Genomic DNA, 2,406 nt, shown 5'->3' with positions numbered 1-2,406 from the left:
TGTAACTTGTTCAGCAGGGCAGCTTTACGCTCAGGTGAATAGCTCGACATTACAGCTCTCTTTGACGCCCCCGATCTATCGTTTTGATAAATCAGCTCAGGCGACAACTAGCCTGACACCGGGGGATGCGGAAAAACTGTTTGATTTCTGGACTGACAAATTTCGCCCAGTCCGGCAGTTCACCATTCCCCTGATAATCCTGCATCAGCTTCCGGACGAAAGCATCGATCTTCAGTATTTTCTCTATCTGCTCATAATCAAGGTCTGGATGTAGATCCTTAATAGCTACTATACGTTCTGCATGACCCGAGTAGAAATCAGCGATAAGCCCCGTTTTACTTGGCGTTGACAGCGCCCGGCCTCGACGTTTTGAACGTCTGTTTTTTGCATTTACTCTAGAGCAGGCAAAGTCCACCCCACCCGGACTGATCTGATTATCTGGGAGAGAAGCAATCTTTTGATATTGCGTGTGCGGCCTAAAAGAGCTCACAGTCCTGTATGAAGGCTCTCCCGCAAATAGACCAGCATCTATGGCTCGATACTTTTCAGGCTTACCAGAGAGTCTCTCACGAGGATAGGCTGAAGGCTCTAGATGAGGCTTGCTGAGTAGCTCATCCAAGTCCGCCAATCCATCTAGATCCGCGTCGGCTATTTCGTTGTGCACGAGCCAATCGTCTCCGAATATGGCCCTGCATGCATCCCTTTCTTGGATGGATTTCGCGTGCAGGCTTCGAGCACTTTCAAACATCCGCTTTTGAATTTGTAAAACCTCGCCTTCCTTGAAGAGGCTCTGATGTTCGACTTTCATTACTGTCTCGATACCCGAATAAAATCAGGTGCTGATTTTCATTTTTGCACTTCCCTGGATGCTGCCAGGGTGTTCGATACTTCCACAGGTTTTCTAAGGGTTTGACACTTTGGCAGGTCAAGTAATGGTCAAGGACACTTCAGCATTCGACGACGATGTCATCGTCGAGCGGACGTGCTCGACTCAATTTTTTCTCCGCCAGCCAACTCAGCGTTTCAATCTCATCGTCGATCCGTTCGCGATCCCCACTTACCTCAGCCTCTTCGAGACGTTGTTGCGCCCGCATTTCTGCCACGTCGTCAGCGTTCATGATCTGAATGTGAAGTACTGGCATTTCTTCGACCTCAAGTGACTGATTCAATTTTTCTAGCGGTAGCGCACGGCGTGCTACATCTTGTGTCAGTTTGAGGGTCGTTGCGCTCGCTGCTAGAGAGCGGAAAACAATGGGGTTGCTCAAGTCGAGCTCGTCCAATGCCGAGGCTAGCTTCAGGCGAATCTGCTGGCTCAGCGCCAAGTCATCCAGCACAAGCGAAGCCGCCGTCTGCTGAACACTATCCAAGGCATACGCCATATTGAGCATTCCGACCCTGGCTTTATCTATGAGAGCTTGCGTGGTTGCTCCTGAGACCGCCCCGTGTTTTTTCAAAAGCCTTTGTGTAGTGCTAATGCTAATGTCTAGATGAGCCGCTATTGCTGGAATGGTCCAGCCCGCCTCTCTCAATATCACTGCCTGTGCGGCTTGATCTGGGGTTTTCCTCGTTCCTGCCATGGTCATTAGCTCTCTTCTGTCTGAACGTCGCTGCTGGCGCAGGCTCGTTTAACTGCGGCAATTGAAATCCCAAAATGGTGGGCCGTCCCCTGGATGGTCGCCTTGTGTGCTTTACGCCAACCACTTACAGCTGCGTCATCAATCTTTTTGGGGGCCCCTAGCTTTTGTCCAGTTGCTCGAGCACGAGCGATACCTGCCATCTGTCGAGCTTTGATGTTGGATCTTTCCAGTTCCGCAACAGCTGCCAGCATTGCAAGCATCGCTTTACCGACTGGAGACGAGAGATCAAAGCCCTCTCGCATTGATAAAACCGTTACTCCTTTGGCCTCTAATGCCTGAACGGTTACGAGCACATCGATAGTGTCCCGCCCCAAACGGTCGATTGCGGACACAATCAAGGTGTCGCCCTTACGAGCAAACTTGAAAAGGTCGGTAAACCCGGGACGTTCTAGAGCTTTTGTTCCGCCACAAGTTGCTTCATCCGCAAACCAGTGTTCGACGTTGTGAAGAGCAGCAATCGAATGACGCTGTGCGTCAGTGCTTTGATCGTCGGTGCTGACTCGGACGTAGGATAGGACTGTCATCTGGGCGCTCACTTGATAGCTCAAAAGTGTGGCTCAGAATATATCGAGCGGCTCAGATTAAATCAACACATTTGAGCCGGCTCCGCGTCCAGTATTTGTGGTGATGAGACGGAGCTTATCGGCGTTTTGCAAGGTAGTTGTCGCGTCAGCCGTGTTTTTAAGCTGCTATTTTCACTGCCGGCTGCTCCCTCTCTGGGTTGAGTGTGACGGCGCCGATAGGTTGCCAATTTCGCGTTGCACCTGAC

3 protein-coding genes are annotated in these 2,406 nt (G+C 50.9%); all 3 read right to left on the bottom strand.

Going from position 1 to position 2,406, the window contains the following annotated elements:
- Positions 1 to 91 precede the first annotated feature (91 nt).
- On the bottom strand, positions 92 to 808 hold the full coding sequence (locus HBN61_RS22230) for a hypothetical protein (RefSeq protein WP_170047918.1): 717 nt from the start codon (positions 806 to 808) through the stop codon (positions 92 to 94).
- A gap of 139 nt (positions 809 to 947) precedes the next feature.
- On the bottom strand, positions 948 to 1,577 hold the full coding sequence (locus HBN61_RS22225) for a helix-turn-helix domain-containing protein (protein WP_170047919.1): 630 nt from the start codon (positions 1,575 to 1,577) through the stop codon (positions 948 to 950).
- A 5-nt stretch (positions 1,578 to 1,582) separates the two neighbouring features.
- Positions 1,583 to 2,161 carry a recombinase family protein gene (locus HBN61_RS22220; protein WP_170047917.1) on the bottom strand — a complete coding sequence of 193 codons (579 nt, stop codon included), beginning with the start codon at positions 2,159 to 2,161 and terminating at the stop codon, positions 1,583 to 1,585.
- Between the last annotated feature and the right edge of the window lie 245 nt (positions 2,162 to 2,406).

The organism is Pseudomonas sp. WS 5071, assembly GCF_012985765.1.
Lineage (GTDB): Bacteria > Pseudomonadota > Gammaproteobacteria > Pseudomonadales > Pseudomonadaceae > Aquipseudomonas > Aquipseudomonas lundensis_A.
This window is presented reverse-complemented; position numbering and strand designations above follow the sequence as displayed.